The sequence below is a fragment of the Caproicibacterium lactatifermentans genome, assembly GCF_013315815.1.
Classification (GTDB): Bacteria; Bacillota; Clostridia; order Oscillospirales; family Acutalibacteraceae; genus Caproicibacterium; species Caproicibacterium lactatifermentans.
Map to the genome: position 1 here is coordinate 1,970,001 of NZ_CP046051.1, position 19,979 is coordinate 1,989,979.

The window sequence follows — 19,979 nt, forward strand, 5'->3', positions numbered from 1 at the left end:
TTAGCCCCGTTAAATTTTCGGCGCAGGGTCACTCGACCAGTGAGCTATTACGCACTCTTTTAATGTATGGCTGCTTCTGAGCCAACATCCTGGTTGTCTGTGCAACCCCACATCCTTTTCCACTTAACCGTGTTTTGGGACCTTAGCTGTGGGTCTGGGCTGTTTCCCTTTTGACGACGAAACTTATCTCCCGCCGTCTGACTCCTGTACATCAATTATCCGGCATTCTGAGTTTGATAGGTCTTGGTAACCTTTCGGTCCCTTAACCATTCAGTGCTTTACCTCCGGTAATCTAATACAAGGCTAGCCCTAAAGCTATTTCGGAGAGAACCAGCTATCTCCGGGTTCGATTGGAATTTCTCCGCTACCCACATCTCATCCGCTACCATTTCAACGGGAGTCGGTTCGGTCCTCCATGGAGTTTTACCTCCACTTCAACCTGGACATGGGTAGGTCACCCGGTTTCGGGTCAAATACAACTGACTTCATACGCCCTATTCAGACTTGCTCTCGCTACGGCTCCGGACCTAAAGTCCTTAACCTTGCCAGTTACATTTACTCGCCGGACCATTCTACAAAAGGTACCCGATCACCCTTTGACGGGCTTTCGGTGCTTGTAAGCACAAGGTTTCAGGTTCTATTTCACTCCCCTCCCGGGGTGCTTTTCACCTTTCCTTCACAGTACTATTCTCTATCGGTCACTGAGTAGTATTTAGGCTTGGAGGGTGGTCCCCCCATCTTCCCACCGGATTTCTCGTGTCCGGCGGTACTCTGGATCCAGCTGGCTGTTTCCCCTTTTCACTTACGTGGCTCTCACACTCTTTGACTGGCCTTCCCAGACCATTCAGCTAAGGTTTCACATGCGTATTGCTGTCCGAACCCCGCAAGTATTGCTACCTGCGGTTTGGCCTCTTCCGCGTTCGCTCGCCACTACTAGCAGAATCTCATTTTGATGTCTCTTCCTCGCCCTACTTAGATGTTTCAGTTCAGGCGGTTCCCCCTGTACAGCTATGTATTGACTGTACAGTGACTGGATATGACTCCAGCCGGATTGCTCCATTCGGATGTCTCCGGATCAAAGCCTGCTTACGGCTCCCCGAAGCTTTTCGCAGTTTGCTGCGTCCTTCATCGGCTCTCAGTGCCAAGGCATTCCCCTTGCGCTCTTTGTAGCTTGACCATGTGTTCTTTTGGTTCTCAGTTTAAAACTCGTAAAATTGCAAAATTGTAGTAATTTTTCTAACTTTACTTGATATCGTTTTTCGCATTCTTTTCTTTATTCAGTTTTCAATGTACAGCTGCGGGTTTCCCCGTCTGGTGGGCTTAAGTGGACTCGAACCACCGACCTCACGCTTATCAGGCGTGCGCTCTAACCGGCTGAGCTATAAGCCCATTTCCCGGCTTTCCGGTTCTCACCAGAAGCCCATGGTGGAGATAAACGGGATCGAACCGTTGACCTCCTGCTTGCAAAGCAGGCGCTCTCCCAGCTGAGCTATACCCCCATACTGGTGGCTTTTCCCGTCCACCATCTTCTGAAAGTCTTGCATCGCAAGGCCTTCAAAATTAAACAACGATTGACAAGCTTTTAATCCGACCGACCTAGGATTTCGAGCAGCTTGTTTCATCTGCTCTGTTCTCCATAGAAAGGAGGTGATCCAGCCGCACCTTCTGATACGGCTACCTTGTTACGACTTCACCCCAGTCGCCAATCCTACCTTCGGCAGCGTCCTCCTTGCGGTTAGACTACTGACTTCGGGTATTACCGGCTCCCATGGTGTGACGGGCGGTGTGTACAAGGCCCGGGAACGTATTCACCGCGGCATTATGATCCGCGATTACTAGCAATTCCAACTTCATGCAGGCGGGTTTCAGCCTGCAATCCGAACTGAGACCGCTTTTTGAGGTTCGCTCCACCTCGCGGTATCGCTTCTCTCTGTTAACGGCCATTGTAGTACGTGTGTAGCCCAGGTCATAAGGGGCATGATGATTTGACGTCGTCCCCACCTTCCTCCGTTTTGTCAACGGCAGTCCTGCTAGAGTGCTCTTGCGTAGCAACTAACAGTAAGGGTTGCGCTCGTTGCGGGACTTAACCCAACATCTCACGACACGAGCTGACGACAACCATGCACCACCTGTCTCAACTTTCCCCGAAGGGCACCTAATGCATCTCTGCTTCGTTAGTTGGATGTCAAGACCTGGTAAGGTTCTTCGCGTTGCTTCGAATTAAACCACATACTCCACTGCTTGTGCGGGCCCCCGTCAATTCCTTTGAGTTTCAACCTTGCGGTCGTACTCCCCAGGTGGATTACTTATTGTGTTAACTCCGGCACGGAAGGGGTCAGACCCCCCACACCTAGTAATCATCGTTTACAGCATGGACTACCAGGGTATCTAATCCTGTTTGCTACCCATGCTTTCGTGCTTCAGCGTCAGTTAAAGCCCAGTAGGTCGCCTTCGCCACTGGTGTTCCTCCCGATCTCTACGCATTTCACCGCTACACCGGGAATTCCACCTACCTCTACTTCACTCAAGCCAAACAGTTTCAATTGCAGGCTATGGGTTAAGCCCATAGTTTTCACAGCTGACTTGCTTGGCCGCCTACGCACCCTTTACACCCAGTAAATCCGGACAACGCTCGCTCCCTACGTATTACCGCGGCTGCTGGCACGTAGTTAGCCGGAGCTTGCTGCCTAGGTACCGTCATTATCGTCCCTAGGTACAAAAGTTTACAATCCGAAGACCGTCTTCCTTCACGCGGCGTTGCTGCATCAGAGTTTCCTCCATTGTGCAATATCCCCCACTGCTGCCTCCCGTAGGAGTCTGGGCCGTGTCTCAGTCCCAATGTGGCCGTTCAACCTCTCAGTCCGGCTACCGATTGTCGCCATGGTGGGCTATTATCTCACCATCTAGCTAATCGGACGCGAGTCCATCTTTCAGCAGATTGCTCCTTTGATTTTCCGTCCATGTGAACAGAAAATGTCATGCGGTATTAGTGTCCGTTTCCAGACATTATCCCCCTCTGAAAGGCAGGTTCCTCACGCGTTACTCACCCGTCCGCCACTAAACTTTCTACCGAAGCAAAAAGTTTCGTTCGACTTGCATGTGTTAGGCACGCCGCCAGCGTTCGTCCTGAGCCAGGATCAAACTCTCTAAAATATGATATCTAAACGCCTTTCGGCATCCAAATCTACTCTAGAGCTTTTGTAGCTCGTTTTGATACGCTTGCGTATCGTTTTGCTGTTTTTTTACGAGTCAGCTTCTCGTCATTCCTCTCGGAATCTTTCGGGTCCGTTACTTGTCATCGTTGTTTAATTTTCAAGGTCCTGCGCCGCCTCAATTTCAGCTCCCTTAGGCCTTAGCCCCGGGCGCCTCTCTCGCGGCGACTCATATATAATACCACTGCTTTCTCCCTTTGTCAACTACTTTTTTCATCTTTTTTTGCTTTTTTTTAAAATCCGTATGAGTGGCACGTTTTGGGGCACAATTCTCTCTAAAAGGAGGATCGGTATGAAAAAAGCAGGTATGACAGCATGGCGTGTGCTGGTTGTTCTTCTTGTTTCCCTTCTTGCGTTCGGAATGCTGCTGCACTATGGCCGCAGCACTCAGACATTTTCCCGTCTGGGTTCTCAGGGTACAGAGGTTACCAAAATTCAGACAAAGCTCAAACAGATGGGCCTTTATTCTGGAAAGACTGACGGCATCTACGGCAGTTCCACGAAAAAGTCAGTTGTCACCTTTCAGAAACAGCAGGGCATTACTGCCGATGGTATAGCGGGCAAGCAAACGCTGCAGGCCCTAGGCATTAGCGGTGGTTCCAGCGCAATGGCAACGGGCGGACAGGGCAAGTACTCCAACAACGATATTAAGCTGCTGGCAACGATTGTGTCCGCGGAAGCGCGCGGAGAACCATATGAAGGACAGGTGGCCGTTGCTTCAGTTATTCTCAACCGTGTGGAACACCCCTCTTTCCCCAACACGCTTGCCGGAGTTATTTATCAGCCAGGTGCGTTTAGCTGCCTGACGGACGGCGGTGTCAATGCGGCGGTGTCGGATTCTGCCTACAAAGCTGTCCGCGACGCCATCAACGGATGGGACCCGTCCGGCGGTGCAATCTACTATTATAATCCCGTCAAAAGTACAAGCAAATGGATTTTCTCACGGCCAGTTATTACGGTTATCGGCAAGCATCGCTTCTGTTCGTGAAAAAAGAGCGCCCGGTCTTTCCCGGGTGCCTTTTTACATAGTATACGAAGCCGATGTCCTTTTGGCAAGGACTAAATAGATCCATATTATCATTTTTTATCCATTATATATTTTTATCTATAAGAATAGGAAATAACCGCTGTTTTCTTTTTCAAAATGTGCGGTAAGCTTTGGCATCTTTCTTCTCTCTGCCTGCCGGCCGCCGCCTCATCGCAGACTAAAGAATTCATGTTCCAAAATAGAAAGTTCTCTGTAGATATCTGTTGCCAGTGCAATGTCCAGATAGGAAAGGTCTCTTTCCCACTTGGAAACAGTTGTGTTTGTCACAAAAAACCGTTTTGTCCGTTCTGCTTGTGCCATCCCCACCTTGTCTGCGCTTCTGCATTGATATAGGCCCCAAAGCTTTCTTTTTCCTGTTTGCTATATTTCCTATATTGTTTTCGCCATAATTGCAGGTCGGCTTTTCTGCCTGCGTCAAGAGAATTTCCCCTTGGCGGCTCGACTGCTGCGCCACCCGCAAGAGTATACAAAAAGGGCGTGCCCTTTCCATAAAAGGCACGTCCTCTTTTTTAAGCCTTATAGGCCTTGAATTTTTCTATAATTTCTTTCTGCCGGGAAGATACTGTACTGCCATTGGCACTGTCCTTATATACCATCAGGTACTTGCCGTTGCTGCTCAGGCAGGCGGGGATTTTCTTTTCAAACAATGTAAAGCTGTTGCTTTGTTTGACTTCATCCAGAATCTTCTTTGCGGTGGCATTGGGGCTTTTCAAATCATATTCATAAAGCTCAATGGTTTCCGTACTGTTTTTGCTGATTGTCTTGGTATAGCGACGGCCGCCCTTGGCACCAATCAGCTCATACTCCAATTCTACGCCGCTGCCTTCGATATAATGGCTGTCGCCCATATAATTCAGCAGGCCCTTCAAATTGTCGCTGTATTTGGCTGGGTTCACACTGACGGCAGAACTCGCTGCCTGCGAAGGAGCCGCTGATGAAGCCGCCGAGGCCGCAGAAGAGGCAGAGCTGCTGGTACCGGAAACCGGCACATCCCCCGGCCCACAGGCCGCACAGGAAAGCACCAGTACTGCAGCTGCCGCAATAATCATTGCTTTTTTCATAATTTCCTCCGGTCATCTGCAAAAATATCTATATAGTAGAAAAACCGCTACCAAGAGCGGTTTTTGGTTCCGCGGTTTAAAAACCGCATTCTGTTTGGTGGACACGAGGGGACTCGAACCCATGACCTCTCGCGTGTGAGGCGAGCGCTCTAACCAGCTGAGCTACGCGTCCATACCTCAACAAAAGATAAGAAAAAGAAAAAAGGAAGATAAAAGTGGTGACCCGGACGGGATTCGAACCCATGAACCCGCCGTGAAAGGGCGGTGTCTTAAACCACTTGACGACCGGGCCATATGGTAGCGGCAATAGGATTTGAACCTATGACACTTCGGGTATGAACCGAATGCTCTAGCCAGCTGAGCTATGCCGCCATACAGCGCCTCACACGCTGCGAAGCGCTTATTATTATAACCGAAAGGACACTGTTTTGTCAAGCCCTTTTCAAAAATATATATTTTCAATGAAAAAAGCAATTCTTTGCGTTTTTTCGCCGCATAGTGTACGCTTACTTGGATTGATTGTTGACCGAATCCTTCAGCAGGACATCATGTGCGCCGCCCTCAACAATGCTGGTGCTGGAAACCAGTGTCAGCTTTGCCTTCTGCTGCAGTTCACGGATGGTCAGTGCACCGCAGTTACACATAGTGGACTTTACTTTATACAACGTTGTCTGCACGTTGTCCTTTAAAGAACCGGCATACGGCACATAAGAATCCACACCTTCCTCGAAGGAAAGCTTCTTTGCACCGCCCTGGTCATAGCGCTGCCAGTTGCGGGCACGGTTGCTGCCCTCGCCCCAGTACTCTTTCATATACTGACCATTGATATTGACCTTATTTGTCGGAGACTCATCAAAGCGGGAGAAATAACGACCCAGCATAACAAAATCAGCGCCCATAGCCAATGCCAGTGTCAGGTGGTGGTCATAAACAATACCGCCGTCCGAGCAAATCGGCACATAGACGCCGGTTTCCTTATAATACTCGTCGCGTGCCTGGGCTACCTCAATGACAGCGGTTGCTTGTCCGCGGCCGATGCCCTTGGTTTCACGGGTAATGCAGATGGAACCGCCGCCGATGCCAATTTTCACAAAGTCCACGCCGGCGTCCGCCAAAAAGCGGAAGCCGTCACCGTCCACGACATTTCCCGCACCAATCTTTACACTGTCGCCATACTGTTCACGTACCCAGGACAGTGTCATCTTCTGCCAGTCACTGTATCCTTCGGAGGAGTCGATGCACAGCACGTCCGCGCCGGCCTCCAGCAAAGCCGGAATGCGTTCTTTGTAGTCGCGGGTGTTAATACCGGCACCCACCATATAGCGCTTCTTGTCGTCCAGCAGCTCGCTTGCATTCTCTTTATGGGCGGAGTAGTCTTTCCGGAAAACAAAATAGTGAAGTCTTCCGTCCTGATCTAGCACCGGCAGTGCATTCAGCTTGTTTTCCCAAATGATGTCGTTGCACTCGGACAGGGTAGCTCCCATCGGTGCGGAGATAACCTTTTCAATCGGTGTCATAAAGGTATGCACCTGCGTTTCCACAGGCATACGGCTGATGCGGTAATCTCTGCTGGTAACAACGCCAAGCAATTTTCCGGTACCAGTACCGTCATCCGTGACCGCCACAGTGGAATGTCCGGTTTTTTTCTTCAGTTCCAAAATATCCGCCAGTGTCTGGTCCGGCTTAATGTTGGAGTCACTGGGAACAAAGCCCGCTTTGTAAGCCTTGACTCTGCCCACCATGGCAGCCTCCGCTTCAATGCTCTGGGAACCGTAAATGAAGGACAGGCCCCCCTCTTTTGCCAGTGCAACCGCCAGTGTATCATTGGAAACGGACTGCATGATGGAAGAAGTCATGGGGATGTTCAAAGTGATATCTGGCTGTTCCCCTTTGCGGAACTTTGTCAGGGGTGTCTTCAGACTCACGTTGTCCGGTGTGCACTCTGAAGAAGAATATCCAGGCACCAGCAGATATTCATTGAAAGTATGGCAGGGTTCTTTGAAGTAAAAGGCCATTTGCTTGCATCCTCCGATTTCAGTTTTAGTTTGATTTTACTTTCTGTCTGCCGCGAAAAAGGCTGATAAAAAGGAAGCTGTTAAAACCGGCATTACGCGGTTTCAAACAGCATTTCATTCGGGCAGTCTCTCTTATAAATTATAGTCCATTATAACACCCGCAAACCCTGTTTTCAACACAAATCCGCCGCGCATCTGTATTTTTCGCTTAATTTTCGCAGAAAACATATCCTCTTTTTCCATCATTCTCTTGTTTTTGCAGGACTGCAGAGATTCTTTTCGTTAGCACTGTACTAATGCGGCAAAGCTGCGGATTCCCTGTTTTCGGCCCGCCATCAAAAAACCGTTCTTGCGCCGTTCTCCCTGTACCTGCAGCATATCACCCAACACGGCTTCTGCCATATAGCTGATATGCACTTTCTTCCACTCCTTATATTGCTCCGGCAAAAAGTCTTCCACAATATCGCCATAAATGGTATTGTTAAGGTGATGATTCATATCCAAATCACTATAACGGACAGGCCTTTCCCCCAGCGGCGGCAGTTCCTCATTGACACGCAGTTTCGTTACCCGCTGTTCCCGCGGCAGAATCGACTGGGGGAATACATGATAATGGAAAAGCGCCTCTTCCGGACGCATGGGGCGGTGTGTGCGGCAGTCCACACCGACACTTGCCTGCAGAATATGCGCAATTTGTTCTTCTCCGCTGTAAAAAGTGAAATCGCGGTACAAATGCACACCTGCTGTGCCCAGTGCCCGTGTGACAATGCGCAGATTCTCGTTCCGAATTGGTCTTCGCTGAACCTCCACCGCATTTTCTGTTATCAGCAGCGCAATGCCGTCGTGGTACATTTTTTCGTACCCAAGCCCGACCGCGTCCATGTGCTCTTCACCGGTTTCCTGTTCCATGCGCAGCAGGCCGGAAAGGTGCATGGTGCTGTCCGCACCTATCTGGTGGCTTTCAACCCGGGCAGTCCGTTCAAAAACCTCTGGTGAAACAGCCGCATTTGCTTCAACATTCATGTACAGTATCCCCTTTCGTTATTTGAAAACAGGACTGTTTGCCGCAGAAATCTCCGCGGATAAACAGCCCTGTTTCAATTTTCAACTCTGTTCTTTACAGGCAGGTGAGTTCTTTATTTCTCCGGCTGAATAACATCAATGCCCATATACGGACGCAGGACTTCCGGCACCGTAACGCTGCCGTCGGCGTTCTGATTCTGTTCGACAATTGCCGGCATAATACGGGACGTTGCTAAACCGGAAGCGTTCAGTGTATGCACAAAGTGCAGCTTGCGGTTTGCATCACGGTACTTAACATTGCCGCGGCGTGCCTGATAATCCCGTGCATTGGAGGCAGAGGAAACTTCCTTGTAAATCCCCATGGAAGGAATCCAAACCTCAATATCATATGTGCGAGCCATGGAGAAGGAGCAGTCCCCTGCTGCTAAACGGCTGACACGATAGTGCAAACCCAGTTCCTGTACCAGGCGTTCGGCCTTACCGACCATTTCCTGAAATGCGGCGTCACTGCCCTCCGGTGTGGCATACTGTACCATTTCCACCTTGTTGAACTGGTGGCCGCGAATCATGCCGCGCTCTTCGCTACGGTAAGAACCGGCCTCTCTGCGGTAGCAGGGTGTATATGCAATGTATTTACGCGGCAGGTCCTTTTCAGAAAGGATCTCATCACGATGCAGGTTAACCAGTGCGGTTTCAGCGGTCGGCAGCATAAATTTCTTTTCGCTGCTGGTCGGGTTCTGAATCCAGTATACTTCATCTGTAAATTTCGGGAACTGGCCCGCTACATAACCACACTCATAATTCAGCATATGCGGCGGCAGAATAAGTTCATACCCGTCAGAAAGATGCTCATTGATAAAGAAGTTAAGAATTGCCCATTCCATGCGTGCGCCCCAGCCGCGGTAAATCCATGCACCGCTGCCAGCAATTTTTGCACCGCGCTGGTAATCAATCATACCCAGGCTTTCGCAAAGGTCTACATGATTTTTCGGCTCAAAATTGAAGACCGGCTTTTCTTTAAAGTAGTGGTCCGGAATATTCTGCTCTTTGCCGCCGGGCTGTACGTCCTCATCCGGCAGGTTAGGCAGGGACAGCATCAGTGTCCGCTGCTTATCATTGATTTCAGAAAGTTTTGCATTGGCTTCTTTCACTTCTCCGGACAGGGCCTTCATCTTTGCGAGGACCTCAGAAGCATCGCCGCCAGCCTTTTTGATTTTTGGGATTTCTTTGCTGACAGCGTTCTGCTCTGCTTTTTTGCTCTCCACTTTGCCGGTTGCTTCACGGCGTTCTTTGTCCACCGCCAAAATCTCATCGACAACGCCGTCCAAATCCATCTGTCGTTTTTTGATTGCCGCTTTGACATAGTCCGGTTTTTCACGGATAAGTTTGATATCAATCATTTTGTTTTCTCCCCCAATATCCCTTTCTTGTCATTTCCTATATGGATTCAAAATTTAGTTTTTATTCAAATTGTTTCAGCAGTGATTTCAGGTCATCTTCACCGTTAAACTCAATATGTAAGACGCCTCTTTTTCGGCTTCCGGTCACTTTTACCCGCCGGCCGAGCTGTTCATGCAAAGAAAGCGCTGCTTCGTCATAAAACGGAATCTGGTGTTTCAGACTGCTGCCTTTCAGCTGTGCGGCGAATTGCTTGGAAAGCTTTTCCAGTTGTCGAACGGTCAGTCCGTCTTTTATACAGCGCAGTGCCATCGGCACCTGCTGCTCCAGTGGAAAGGCCAAAAGAGTACGCGCCTGTCCTGCCGTCAGCCTGCCCTGCTGCAAAAGTTCCTGCACCTGCTGCGGCAGATGCACTAAACGCAGCGCGTTGGCGACCGCCGGTCGAGATTTTCCGACACTGTCTGCCACTTCTTCCTGCGTCATTTCATACTGGTCCATCAAAGATTGATACCCTTCCGCTTCTTCCAGCGGATTCAGGTCTGCGCGCTGTAAATTTTCAATCAGCGCCATTTCCATCACTTGCTGGTCCGTCAGTTCCCGCACCAAAACCGGCACCTGCCGAACACCCGCCATGTGTGCCGCACGCCAGCGGCGTTCCCCCGCGACAATTTGGTAACCGCTTTGGTCCGGCAGCGGCCGTACAAGCAGCGGCTGCAAAATGCCATGTTGCGTGATGGACTCTGCAAGGCCAGCCAGTTCTTCCTCGTCAAATTTTCGCCGCGGCTGGCTGCGGTTTGGTTCCAAGTCATTGATGCTGACCATAATGGAAGAGTCGCCGTCCTCCGTATCATTCTCTGCAAAAATGGCATCCAGCCCCTTGCCGAGGCCCCTTTGTTTAGAGGACAATCTGTTTCACCTCACTCTTTATGCTTATGAATCAGTTCCACTGCCAGCGCATTGTATGCCTTTGCGCCCTTACAGTTACGGTCAAAGTACTGAATGGGCTGTCCAAAGCTTGGTGCCTCACTCAGGCGTACCGTGCGTGGAATAACCGTTTTGAAAACTTCATCTTTAAAATATTTCTTTACTTCATCTACAACCTGCTGGGTTAAGTTCAGCCGGCCATCATACATGGTCAGCAGAACGCCCTCAATTTCCAGCCCGCGGTTATATTGGCGCTTTACTCGACGGACACTGTTTATCAGCTGGCTAAGGCCCTCCAACGCATAGAATTCACACTGAATCGGAATCAGCACACTATCCGCCGCAATCAGCGCATTAGTTGTAATGAAGCCAAGGGACGGCGGGCAGTCAATCAAAATATAGTCATACTGGTCCCTAATGTCGGCCAAAGCACGCTTCAGTATGATTTCCCTGTGGGGCTTGTCCACCAGCTCAATCTCCGCCCCGGACAGGTCCAGTGAACTAGGCAGCAGCGAAAGATTATTAAACTCTGTCTTTAAAATAGCTTTCTGAACAGCAAGGTCCCTTATCAGCACATCATAGACCGAAACCTTCAACTTTCGGCGGTCCACTCCTACTCCGCTGGAGGAGTTCCCCTGTGGGTCCGTATCAACCAGCAGTGTCCGTTTTCCGGCTGCACCAAGGGCAGAAGAAAGGTTGACTGCGGTCGTTGTTTTCCCCACGCCGCCTTTCTGGTTAGAAACAGCAATTATGCGGCTCATTATCCAGCTCCTCCCTTTTTATAATATGCTTTATTATACCACGGAAAGAGGGGTAAATAAAGGGGCGGAAAGTATTATGTTTCACGTGAAACACAACACATAAAAAAAGGGCCTGCCACGGGGCAAACCCTCTTTTTGAAAATGATTGTGGGAAAATGATAAGAAATAGGCTTTTCTTGTAATCTAAAATTTTAATAGAGCGGTTTTAGGCGGGCTGCTTGTCCGTCTGTTTATTTTGTGCCTCATTTTTAGGGATACGCACAACCCATTCCAGATATTTTTCTGTTTCCGTCTGGTAGGTTTCCGCCTGTACACCGGTCTTTTGCAGAGTGGTGACCGCATGCTGAATAGTGTTGCCAAAAATGCGGACATCCTTGGGAACCGGCGTTTGATGCTGCCGATGCTTTGGCTCTTCTTTCAGCATCTTGTTCACTAGTGCGTCTGTCTGCTGCACATTCATGCCGCTGCGCAAAATCATCCCCAGCACCTGTTTTTGCTGCTCGGGGTCTGATAAACGCAGCAACGCGCGCGCATGCCTCTCCGTCAAGTGGTTCTCCACAATACAGGCACGCACATTTGGCGGCAGCTTCAGCAGCCGCAGTTTATTCGCAACGGCGGACTGGCTGCGTCCCAGCCGCTCAGCACATTCTTCCTGCGTAACGTCCCAGACTTCAATGAGTCGCTGAATGCCTTCCGCTTCTTCAAACATGTTGAGGTCCGAACGCTGTAAATTTTCTGTCAGCGCAAAAATAGCACTTTCGCGGTCGCTGCAGCTGGTAATGAGGACCGGTACGTCCTTCATTCCCAAACTTCTGCAGGCACGCAGGCGTCGCTCACCGGCAATCAGTTCATACACACCACCGGACATACGCCGTACGATGATTGGCTGCAACAGGCCATTGGCTGCAATGCTGTCCGCCAGTTCTTTCAGCTCCTGTTCTGCAAAGGTGCGGCGCGGCTGTGCCGGATTTGGACAAATACAATCAATATCCAGCTTTATAATGTGCTGTTGTCCCAGCATGTTTTCACCTCCCTGCTTGTCTACTATCTTAGCACAACGCATTTGTATGAATTTGTAGAAAGGTGATGCAAAGGTTATCTTTCGTTTTTCTATTAAAGGAAGGCAAAAACAGAAAGTGTCATTCACTTCTTTCCTTGTTGAAAACTATGTTGAAAGTTATCAGAAGCCGTGTGCTTCCCATCTTGCTACGGTGGAAAACTATAAGGGATTCTTCTTCATTTTTTTCGTGGTACGTGGATACGATGCAGGACAATGCTTCTCGTGCCGAATTTGCAGGAAGGTTCGTTCACTGCCATCCGGCAGCGTGTACTGCTCCGCACGCTCCAGTTTGCCGCCCAAAACCTGCAGTGCATTCTGTGCATCGGCCAGTTCTTCCTGTGCCGCTGGTCCTTTCCACGCACAGAAACTGCCGCCGACTTTGACCAGCGGCAAACAGTATTCGCACAGGACCGGAAGCGGCGCAACCGCACGCGCAAATGCAAAGTTGTACTGCTCCCGCTGGTCTACATTTTTCCCGGCTTCTTCTGCCCGTGCATGCAGGGAGTTGAAATCCACCTTAATATTTCGGCTGATGTCCTCCAATACACACAGGCGTTTTTGCAGACCGTCCAACAGTGTCAAGCGCATATCCGGCACTGCCAGCTTCAGCGGTATCCCCGGAAAGCCCGCGCCTGTACCAACATCTATACAGCGCTGTCCGGACAGAGAAATCCACTGCAGCGGATATAGGGAATCTAAAAAATGCTTTTGGACGAATGCTTCCGGTTCTGTAATCGCAGTTAAATTGATTTTTGTATTCCATTCCAGCAGCTGTTCCATGTACTGCTGGAATTGACGGCATTGTTCCGCGGAAAGGGAAATACCACAAGCGGCGGCGCCGTCGTTCAGCATGGACTCTATATTCTTCATTTGCTCTGCTCCTTTGTCAGCCAAATCAGCAGAACACTGATATCTGCCGGACTGACACCGGAAATGCGGCTGGCCTGTCCGATATTCGCCGGCTGCACACGGTTCAGCTTTTCCTGTGCCTCACTGCGCAGACCAGTCACTTCGGTGTAATCAAAATGTCTAGGCAGCAGTTTGCCTTCTAGGCGGCGCATTTCGGCAATATCTGCTTTTTGTCTCTTAATGTATCCCGCATACTTCAGTTCAATCTCCGCATTTTCAAAAACGGCAGTTGGATAGTCCGGACGTTCCTTGTCCACCGGCGTCAGCACTTCATAGTTTAACTGCGGACGCTTCAGCAGCTCGGACAGATGTACCCCTGTGTGCACCGGTGATGTTTCACGTGAAACAAGAATCTGATTCAGTGTATCACTCGGCGGAAAAACCGTTTTCTGTGCGCGCTGTATCTCTGCTTTTTTCTGTTCTTCCTTCTGTTGAAATCTCTCCCAGCGGTCATCACTGATTAAGCCAACTTTACGGCCTATGGGTGTCAGGCGTTCATCCGCGTTGTCCTGCCGCAGCACTAACCGGTATTCGCTCCGGCTGGTCATCATGCGGTAAGGATCCGTAACACCTTTGGTCACAAGGTCATCAACCAACGTACCAATGTAGGAACTGGCACGGTCCAAAATCATCGGTTTCCGTTTCTGCACTTTGAGGGCCGCGTTAATGCCCGCTACAATTCCCTGTGCAGCAGCTTCTTCATATCCGGAACTGCCGTTAAACTGTCCCGCTCCGTAAAGGCCGGGTTGATCGTGGAACTCTAAGGTCGCATCCATCTGCAGCGGGTCCACACAATCATACTCGATTGCGTAGGCACAGCGCATAATCTGTACATGTTCCAGCCCTTTTATGGTGTGATAGAACTGCAGCTGTACTTCTTCCGGCAAGCTGGAGCTCATTCCCTGTAAATACATCTCTTCCGTGTTCAGTCCACACGGCTCAATGAACAGCTGGTGACGCGGTTTATCGCGGAACCGCATAATTTTATCCTCAATGCTGGGGCAGTACCGCGGTCCTATGCCTGAAATGCGTCCGCTGTACAGCGGGCTGCGATTGATATTTTTTAGAATGATGTCCTTTGTTTTTTCATTGGTCCAGGAAACATAACACACCGCTCGATTTTTTCCCGGTGTCTGTGTATCATACGAAAAAGGAATCACTGGATTATCTCCTTTTTGTACTTCCAGGTCTGAAAAATCAATACTGCTGCGCAGTACACGGGCCGGTGTTCCGGTCTTGAAACGGTGCAGCTGCAGCCTCAGTTTCTGCAGCGGCTCGCTTAAAAAGCCCGCGGGGAACATACCGTCCGGACCGCTGTCATAGCCAACTTCCCCAACATAAACACGTCCACCCAAAAATGTGCCGGTCGCCAGCACCACTGCCTGCACGGTATACACCGCACCCATGCGTGTGACCAGCTGCCAGCCTTCACCTCTTCGGCGGAGGTCCACCACTTCCGCCTGCTTGAGGTATAAATTCTCCTGCAGCTCCAGCTTATGCTTCATAATTTCGCTGTATTTTCTGCGGTCTATCTGACAGCGCAGGGAATGCACCGCCGGACCTTTGCCGAGGTTCAGCATGCGGCTCTGCAAAAAGCAGGCGTCCGCCGTGCGGCCCATCTCGCCGCCAAGTGCATCAATTTCCCGCACCAAATGTCCTTTTGCTGTTCCGCCGATGCTTGGGTTGCAGGGGCAGTTTCCCACCGCGTCCAGATTGATCGTAAAAACCAGTGTCGAACAGCCCAGCCGAGCACTGGCCAAACCAGCCTCTATGCCGGCGTGGCCGGCACCAACCACCGCCACATCATACAGGCCAGCGTCATACTCATATTCCATGATATCCTCCTGTATCTTAAAAACCCGTATTCAAGCCCATCTTTCGTATAGAAAAACTGCCCCTTATTGTAAAACGGACGGGGCAGTTCTGTCAAACATCTTTTTGCCGCAGAAAGAAATCATTTTCCCACACAGAAATTTTCAAATACTTTGTCAATCACTGCATCTGAAGCACGCTCACCTGTCAGTTCCATCAGGGCGGATACCGCATCCTCCACACAGACGGTCACGGCGTCCAGCGTCATGCCGCCGTGCAGTGCTTCCAGCGCCTCCGTCAGTGCTCCATGTGACTGGCGGACTGCCTCTTTCTGCCGCTGTGTAAACAGCACGCCTGCCGAAGGGTCTATCTTCTGCAGGTGCAGTGCCTTTTTGACGGCCTCCGTCAGCTCCTGGAGACCGCTTCCCTGCAAAGCACTAATATATACCATCTGTTTAAACTTAGTTTTAATATACAATTCGTCTATTTTGCTTTCCATATCACTTTTATTGATAACCGCAATAGCTGGCATATTGCCAATCAAATCCATGAAAGCATGGTCTTCTTCCTGCAGCGGTTCCGAGGAATCAAACACAGCCAGCACCAGCTGTGCGCCCTCCACACGGCTTCGGCTGCGCAGGACACCCAGCTGCTCCACCGGGTCCTCTGTATTCCGCAGGCCGGCCGTATCCGCAAGCCGCAGGGGAACATCCCCCAGTAATACAGTTTCCTCCACAACGTCGCGCGTTGTTCCTGCATAGGATGTGACAATGCTTTTTTCACAGCCGGTTAGCAGGTTCATCAGCGTGCTTTTTCCCACATTTGGCCGGCCGGCAATCACCGTATCGACTCCTTCGCGTAGGATACGTCCGGTATCAAATCCAGCCAGCAGCTGCCGCAGAATGTGGTCCGCGGCCAAAAGGTCCTTTTCCAACTGGCTGTTCTCTACTTCCGGCACGTTCTCTTCCGGAAAATCTGCCCATGCGGCCAGATGAGAAGCGATATCGGTCAATGTATTCTGGACAGAGTGAATGCGCTGATTGAGGCGCCCTTCCTGTCCGGCGCGGGCCGCCTGTGCGGCACCTTTACCCTGTGCAGAAACCATCTCCATAACAGATTCCGCCTGTGTCAAGTCCATCTTTCCATTGAGATAAGCCCTTCGTGTAAATTCTCCCGGTTCCGCCAAACGTGCACCCGCCTGCAGACAGGCATCCAATAGGCGGTGCATGCCATACAGTCCGCCGTGACAGGAAAGTTCCACTACATCTTCACCGGTATAGCTTTTGGGTGCTCGATAATTTGCCGCCACACACTGGTCAAAGCTTCCGTCCCCGTCATGGACAGAACCAAACAGGGAAGTGTACCCCGGAATCTGCGTCAATTTTTTCCCGGAAACGGACGTAAACACACGGTCCGCTATCTGCTGAGCATGGTCGCCGGAAATACGCACAATGCCGATTCCTCCCGGCGCCATCGGTGTACTGATTGCTGCTATGGTATGCAAAACACAAGTTCCTCCTTTGACAAAAAGAGCGGCTGGACTCGGAAAGCCCGCCGCTCCTGTATCATTTCTGATTGGATGCTGTTCTTTTTTAAAAAACAGAAATAAAAATGTACGGAATTATCGCTGCTGTTCGTTGTCCCGGCTGGTATGGCCATGCAGCGGCACCGACGGACACTCTTCCGCCGGGTGGCGGTCCTGCTGTTCCGAAGACGGACGGCCGCTGTTTCTCGGGCCGGACGGGCGATGACGCGAACCATTGCCGTAAGGCTTTCTTCCACCCTGTTGATGTCCGTATCCCGTGTGCCCGCTTCTTCTATGCGGCTGATACCGTTCGCCGCCCTCCGGACCAATCACAACATGGCGGGTCTGGTCCTTGCCCTCACTCCAGCTGATGGCACCAGACACTTCCTGCACCGCCGTGTGAATAATACGGCGTTCATAGGGATTCATCGGCTCCAGGGAGTTGTTGCGGCCAGACTTAACCGCTTTCGCTGCCAGCTTCTTGCCCAACGCCTCCAGCGTTTCCCGACGTTTTTCCCGGTAGCCGCCGATGTCCAGCGTAATGCGATAATAGCTGTCTTCCGATTGATTCGCCACCAAACCCGCCAGGTACTGCAGGGCGTCCAGTGTTTCGCCGCGGTGCCCAATGATAAACCCAATGTCGCCGCCAGAAATGGAAAGCATAGCACCGCCTTCCTCCTTCTGTACATCTATCTGTAACTCCGGCAAACCGATATTGTTCAGGATACTTTCAAGGTAAGAGGCAGCTTTTTCAGCGGGGCCTTCCTCCACAAAAGCACGTACTTTTGCGGGGCTTCCGCCAAAAAGACCCAGTGTTTTTTTCACCGGCATTTCCAGAATTTCAAATTCCGCCTCATCCGGTTCCACACCCAGTTCACGGCACGCCGCCACGCGGGCCGCTTCCACCGTTTCACCGGTTTCAATCGCTTCTCTGCGCATCACACAGTATCCTCCTTTATATGCAAAACCTAGTCAACAGATATAGAGAAATGTGGCTGCGCCCCGACCTCACATCTCCTGGGGAAAAGGGCGCAGAAATGTTACTTTTTCTGGCCCATATAATCCGATTTGCTCTGCGGCTTTAAGGCTCCCTTATTCTTTTTCTGTCCGCCGGATTTTGCCTTTTTCTTGCCGGCTGCCGCATTGTCCACCGCAACCTGGTTATAGTTGCGCACACGGCTCTCCAGCTCCTGCTGAATTTCCGGTTCCAGCGGTTTCATGGCAGCCTCTCGCTGGTTCATCAGCAGAACATGGGAGCCTTCCGCCTCTGCGGTCAGCATCTGCGGAGAATAATACTTCTGCATCATCCACGCACGGACCAGGTTCATAAGGCCGCTGACGGCATAGTACAAGCTCATAGCTGCCGGCAGCGTACAGGTGATATATCCAAAGAACAAAGGCATCAGCACCATGAAAACGGTCATGCAGCCCTGCTGCGGCTGTGCCTGTCCCATTTTTTTCTGGCTGTAAGTCATATAAACCGTTGCAATCATCTGCAGAGCGATACTGGCAAAGGGGAGAATAAACAGCGGTGTCGTAAAAATTGTGCTCCAGAACTGTCCCGCTACTGCTGGTGTCTGCAGCAGATTCAGCCCCAGGAACATAAAGCTGCCGCTGAAAGTGGTCAGTTTCTGCATATCATAGGGGCTGAAAATGTTTGTCAGATAGGGCTGAATCAGGTGGAAGTCCTTCGCAATGTCCAGCTGGCGGTACATACTAGCATAGTTGCCCATCGTGCTGGCCAATGCATCCCCCGGCACACGCTGAATCAAGTCAGCAGCTTTTGACACAGCACCGGCATCCACATGCAGCACGTTGGTCAGCGGGCTGGCGTAGGCCCAGAACATAGCCATAAAGATAAGCATTGGCAGAAGCGTCATCAGGCAGCCGCTTCCCATGCCGCCCATGCCTTCCTTTTCATAAAGCTCCTGCTGTGCTTCCATCAGTTTTGGCTTGTCATTGGCGTAAATTTTCTTCAGTTCCTGCATTTTCTTCTGCATGCGCATACTGCCGGACATTGTTTTCTGCTGTTTGATGTACATGGGAAAACTCAGCAGCTGCAAAATAACAGTGAACAAAATGACAGCAACACCGTAGTTGCGCACCACATAGTACAGGCCATATAGCGGGTAGCCAATCAGCCAGCCAAGCCCGTTAAAAATATTATTAAAAAAATTCATAATACGACTTTTCTCCCTTATATCAGGACTTCCGCTTTTTTTGTTTTTTCTCTTTTTTCCCTCTCTTTTCCGGCACAGGATCATAGCCGCCCCGGCTGAAAGGGTTGCACCGCAGCACCCGCCACAACGCCAGCAGCCCGCCTTTCAGCGGGCCAAAACGCTCCACCGCCTCTATGGCATAGTTGGAGCATGTGGGGATATATTTACAGCACGGCCCGTGCAACGGGGAGATATTCCGCTGATAAAAGTGCAGCAGCCACAGCAGCAGCCGCTTCAATGCAGCAGGCCTGCTTTCTTCAGTTGCTTCTCCATTGCATACTTTACCGCCGTGCTTTTCACGTGCGGTGTTTTTGCGCGTGCCACAAAAATGAAGTCATAGCCGGGCTTAATCCGCGGAAGCAGGGCCCGGAACGCAGCCCGAATAACCCTGCGGGAACGGTTGCGCTGTACGGCATTTCCAATTTTTTTGCTGGTTGTAATACCCATCCGCACTTTTTTGCAGCGGTTTTTCAGGGCATAACAGACGACCACCGGGCTGACAAGGTTTTTTCCTCTGCCATAAATGCGCCGGAAATCTCTGTTTTCTTTGATAGGTTCGTACTCCATACGGTCAGCTCCGTTACATACAAAGAAAGGCCACACGAATGGTGGCCCTTAGTTTGCCTTCATCAGTAGGTCAGGCGTGCCCGGCCCTTGGCTCTGCGGCGTGCAAGAACCTTGCGGCCGTTTCTGGTGGACATTCTCTTGCGGAAACCATGTTCCTTCTTGCGGTGCAGCTTCTTCGGCTGATACGTTCTTTTCATAGGTAAAAACCTCCTTTCGGAATAAACCTTTGCAAGATAGCATTATATCTTATTTTTGCAGAGCCTGTCAAGTTTTTATCTCCTAATAAAGGACCAAAAGAGCAAAAAAAAAGACCCATGCAGCCCTTTCTTCCGTTTCTTGCCTTATATTCGTGTTTATGCTACAATGAAATAGTGTATCATTTAAATAATGGATTGGACTGCCTTTTTCCTATAAAAACGTCACTGTACAGAGGAGAGCTGAACAT

General features: G+C 50.5%; 17 protein-coding genes, 5 tRNA genes and 2 rRNA genes (1 of these 24 only partly in view). 1 reads left to right on the top strand and 23 read right to left on the bottom strand.

All coding sequences use genetic code 11. The annotated features are described in order from the left end of the window. From GJQ69_RS09590 to GJQ69_RS09605, 4 genes are all read right to left on the bottom strand, one after another. Positions 1-1,177, bottom strand: a 23S ribosomal RNA gene (locus tag GJQ69_RS09590); it reaches 1,657 nt to the left of the window's first position. A gap of 135 nt (positions 1,178-1,312) precedes the next feature. After that, positions 1,313-1,389: transfer RNA gene (locus GJQ69_RS09595), tRNA-Ile, on the bottom strand. 34 nt (positions 1,390-1,423) lie between these two features. Continuing rightward, positions 1,424-1,499, bottom strand: a tRNA-Ala gene (locus tag GJQ69_RS09600). Between the two features lie 141 nt (positions 1,500-1,640). Next, a 16S ribosomal RNA gene (locus GJQ69_RS09605) occupies positions 1,641-3,153 on the bottom strand. The 16S and 23S rRNA genes sit together here with 2 tRNA genes alongside, the layout of an rRNA operon. A 351-nt stretch (positions 3,154-3,504) precedes the next feature. On the opposite strand from GJQ69_RS09605, the gene sleB reads away from it, so the two are divergent. Beyond that, positions 3,505-4,200: a spore cortex-lytic enzyme gene (gene sleB, locus GJQ69_RS09610; protein WP_086036764.1), complete on the top strand. Its 696-nt coding sequence runs from the start codon at positions 3,505-3,507 to the stop codon at positions 4,198-4,200. 207 nt (positions 4,201-4,407) lie between these two features. On the opposite strand, the gene GJQ69_RS09615 is transcribed toward sleB, so the two are convergent. The 19 genes from GJQ69_RS09615 to rpmH form a co-directional block, all read right to left on the bottom strand. Continuing rightward, positions 4,408-4,560: a hypothetical protein gene (locus GJQ69_RS09615; protein ID WP_174193604.1), complete on the bottom strand. Its 153-nt coding sequence runs from the start codon at positions 4,558-4,560 to the stop codon at positions 4,408-4,410. A 209-nt stretch (positions 4,561-4,769) separates the two neighbouring features. Further along, complete coding sequence (locus GJQ69_RS09620) at positions 4,770-5,321, bottom strand: hypothetical protein (RefSeq protein ID WP_086036766.1); 552 nt, start codon at positions 5,319-5,321, stop codon at positions 4,770-4,772. Between the two features lie 95 nt (positions 5,322-5,416). Continuing rightward, a tRNA-Val gene (locus GJQ69_RS09625) sits at positions 5,417-5,493 on the bottom strand. 44 nt (positions 5,494-5,537) lie between these two features. Beyond that, positions 5,538-5,613: transfer RNA gene (locus GJQ69_RS09630), tRNA-Glu, on the bottom strand. Between the two features lie 3 nt (positions 5,614-5,616). After that, positions 5,617-5,693: transfer RNA gene (locus tag GJQ69_RS09635), tRNA-Met, on the bottom strand. Between the two features lie 134 nt (positions 5,694-5,827). After that, positions 5,828-7,336 (bottom strand): IMP dehydrogenase, encoded by a 1,509-nt coding sequence (locus GJQ69_RS09640; RefSeq protein ID WP_086036767.1) that lies wholly within the window; start codon positions 7,334-7,336, stop codon positions 5,828-5,830. A 282-nt stretch (positions 7,337-7,618) separates the two neighbouring features. Then, positions 7,619-8,359 carry an acyl-[acyl-carrier-protein] thioesterase gene (locus GJQ69_RS09645; protein ID WP_086036768.1) on the bottom strand — a complete coding sequence of 247 codons (741 nt, stop codon included), beginning with the start codon at positions 8,357-8,359 and terminating at the stop codon, positions 7,619-7,621. Positions 8,360-8,472: 113 nt separating this feature from the next. Then, the gene (serS, locus tag GJQ69_RS09650; protein WP_086036769.1) at positions 8,473-9,759 is read right to left on the bottom strand and encodes a serine--tRNA ligase; all 1,287 of its coding nucleotides are present in this window, start codon (positions 9,757-9,759) and stop codon (positions 8,473-8,475) included. A gap of 61 nt (positions 9,760-9,820) precedes the next feature. Beyond that, positions 9,821-10,663, bottom strand: a complete 843-nt coding sequence (locus GJQ69_RS09655; protein WP_236849690.1) for a ParB/RepB/Spo0J family partition protein — start codon at positions 10,661-10,663, stop codon at positions 9,821-9,823. A gap of 11 nt (positions 10,664-10,674) precedes the next feature. Beyond that, complete coding sequence (locus GJQ69_RS09660) at positions 10,675-11,442, bottom strand: ParA family protein (protein WP_086036770.1); 768 nt, start codon at positions 11,440-11,442, stop codon at positions 10,675-10,677. A gap of 205 nt (positions 11,443-11,647) precedes the next feature. Beyond that, positions 11,648-12,463: a ParB/RepB/Spo0J family partition protein gene (locus GJQ69_RS09665; RefSeq protein WP_174193606.1), complete on the bottom strand. Its 816-nt coding sequence runs from the start codon at positions 12,461-12,463 to the stop codon at positions 11,648-11,650. 198 nt (positions 12,464-12,661) lie between these two features. Continuing rightward, positions 12,662-13,372 carry a 16S rRNA (guanine(527)-N(7))-methyltransferase RsmG gene (gene rsmG, locus GJQ69_RS09670; protein WP_236849691.1) on the bottom strand — a complete coding sequence of 237 codons (711 nt, stop codon included), beginning with the start codon at positions 13,370-13,372 and terminating at the stop codon, positions 12,662-12,664. Continuing rightward, positions 13,369-15,246: a tRNA uridine-5-carboxymethylaminomethyl(34) synthesis enzyme MnmG gene (gene mnmG / locus GJQ69_RS09675; RefSeq protein WP_086036772.1), complete on the bottom strand. Its 1,878-nt coding sequence runs from the start codon at positions 15,244-15,246 to the stop codon at positions 13,369-13,371. The genes rsmG and mnmG overlap by 4 nt, the downstream gene beginning before the upstream one ends. A gap of 119 nt (positions 15,247-15,365) precedes the next feature. Beyond that, a complete protein-coding gene (gene mnmE / locus GJQ69_RS09680; protein WP_086036773.1) occupies positions 15,366-16,727 on the bottom strand; it encodes a tRNA uridine-5-carboxymethylaminomethyl(34) synthesis GTPase MnmE in 1,362 nt (453 codons plus the stop codon). A gap of 117 nt (positions 16,728-16,844) precedes the next feature. Continuing rightward, complete coding sequence (gene jag, locus GJQ69_RS09685) at positions 16,845-17,687, bottom strand: RNA-binding cell elongation regulator Jag/EloR (protein WP_086036774.1); 843 nt, start codon at positions 17,685-17,687, stop codon at positions 16,845-16,847. A 101-nt stretch (positions 17,688-17,788) separates the two neighbouring features. After that, on the bottom strand, positions 17,789-18,928 hold the full coding sequence (locus GJQ69_RS09690; RefSeq protein ID WP_157659005.1) for a YidC/Oxa1 family membrane protein insertase: 1,140 nt from the start codon (positions 18,926-18,928) through the stop codon (positions 17,789-17,791). Between the two features lie 22 nt (positions 18,929-18,950). After that, the gene (gene yidD, locus GJQ69_RS09695) at positions 18,951-19,205 is read right to left on the bottom strand and encodes a membrane protein insertion efficiency factor YidD (RefSeq protein WP_086036776.1); all 255 of its coding nucleotides are present in this window, start codon (positions 19,203-19,205) and stop codon (positions 18,951-18,953) included. Continuing rightward, positions 19,202-19,534 (bottom strand): ribonuclease P protein component, encoded by a 333-nt coding sequence (rnpA, locus tag GJQ69_RS09700; RefSeq protein WP_174193608.1) that lies wholly within the window; start codon positions 19,532-19,534, stop codon positions 19,202-19,204. Before rnpA ends, yidD begins: the two co-directional genes overlap by 4 nt. Positions 19,535-19,596: 62 nt before the next feature. After that, complete coding sequence (gene rpmH / locus GJQ69_RS09705) at positions 19,597-19,731, bottom strand: 50S ribosomal protein L34 (protein WP_086036778.1); 135 nt, start codon at positions 19,729-19,731, stop codon at positions 19,597-19,599. Positions 19,732-19,979 lie beyond the last annotated feature (248 nt).

Excerpts from the sequence above, each read along its gene's own strand:
- sleB (WP_086036764.1), top strand. The coding sequence starts at position 3,505 with ATGAAAAAAGCAGGTATGACAGCATGGCGTGTGCTGGTTGTTCTTCTT.
- GJQ69_RS09615 (WP_174193604.1), bottom strand. The coding sequence starts at position 4,560 with ATGGCACAAGCAGAACGGACAAAACGGTTTTTTGTGACAAACACAACT.
- GJQ69_RS09620 (WP_086036766.1), bottom strand. The coding sequence starts at position 5,321 with ATGAAAAAAGCAATGATTATTGCGGCAGCTGCAGTACTGGTGCTTTCC.
- GJQ69_RS09640 (WP_086036767.1), bottom strand. The coding sequence starts at position 7,336 with ATGGCCTTTTACTTCAAAGAACCCTGCCATACTTTCAATGAATATCTG.
- GJQ69_RS09645 (WP_086036768.1), bottom strand. The coding sequence starts at position 8,359 with ATGAATGTTGAAGCAAATGCGGCTGTTTCACCAGAGGTTTTTGAACGG.
- serS (WP_086036769.1), bottom strand. The coding sequence starts at position 9,759 with ATGATTGATATCAAACTTATCCGTGAAAAACCGGACTATGTCAAAGCG.
- GJQ69_RS09660 (WP_086036770.1), bottom strand. The coding sequence starts at position 11,442 with ATGAGCCGCATAATTGCTGTTTCTAACCAGAAAGGCGGCGTGGGGAAA.
- GJQ69_RS09665 (WP_174193606.1), bottom strand. The coding sequence starts at position 12,463 with ATGCTGGGACAACAGCACATTATAAAGCTGGATATTGATTGTATTTGT.
- rsmG (WP_236849691.1), bottom strand. The coding sequence starts at position 13,372 with ATGAAGAATATAGAGTCCATGCTGAACGACGGCGCCGCCGCTTGTGGT.
- mnmG (WP_086036772.1), bottom strand. The coding sequence starts at position 15,246 with ATGGAATATGAGTATGACGCTGGCCTGTATGATGTGGCGGTGGTTGGT.
- jag (WP_086036774.1), bottom strand. The coding sequence starts at position 17,687 with ATGCGCAGAGAAGCGATTGAAACCGGTGAAACGGTGGAAGCGGCCCGC.
- GJQ69_RS09690 (WP_157659005.1), bottom strand. The coding sequence starts at position 18,928 with ATGAATTTTTTTAATAATATTTTTAACGGGCTTGGCTGGCTGATTGGC.
- rnpA (WP_174193608.1), bottom strand. The coding sequence starts at position 19,534 with ATGGAGTACGAACCTATCAAAGAAAACAGAGATTTCCGGCGCATTTAT.
- rpmH (WP_086036778.1), bottom strand. The coding sequence starts at position 19,731 with ATGAAAAGAACGTATCAGCCGAAGAAGCTGCACCGCAAGAAGGAACAT.